The following is a 439-nucleotide window of genomic DNA, read 5'->3' on the forward strand; positions in this document are numbered from 1 at the left end:
TATTTGAGGATGTTGTCTAAAATTCCTTGATTGCCGAATGCGTAAATTGCTTCGAGAGCGATCCAAAGATTCAGAAGTTTTTGTTCGGTAAATCTAGACTCTTTTGATAATCGAATGTATCGAAAGCACCTATTTAACTGCGCAGCATCTTTATTGTTGAGGCTTGTCAATAAGTGCACAAAATCTGGATGTGTTGAGCCAAAGTATGTGGCAGCCTCAGATGTCAGAAAATGCTCAAGAACATTTATATTTACTGTCTTGCAATGAAAGTGCGCAGCGTTATTGTAGCCAGTGGCAGCATTGGCTGAAACGCGACAGGTTGCATTCTTGGTAAGAGATAGTGATAAATCCAGCGCCCTTTCAAGATCTGTTTTAACTTTCCATGCGGCAGTCACATGATCCGTAGCTCGAGTGGTCAAGCTTGCAAATGCCGTTGCGG

The 439-nt window shown here is 42.1% G+C and carries 1 protein-coding gene; it reads right to left on the bottom strand.

Going from position 1 to position 439, the window contains the following annotated elements; translation table 11 throughout:
* The coding region (locus K9U40_RS23910; RefSeq protein ID WP_282892537.1) for a hypothetical protein at positions 1 to 439 on the bottom strand (439 nt) is incomplete at both ends.

The organism is Xanthobacter autotrophicus, from assembly GCF_030015065.1.
GTDB classification, from domain to species: Bacteria; Pseudomonadota; Alphaproteobacteria; order Rhizobiales; family Xanthobacteraceae; genus Xanthobacter; species Xanthobacter autotrophicus_D.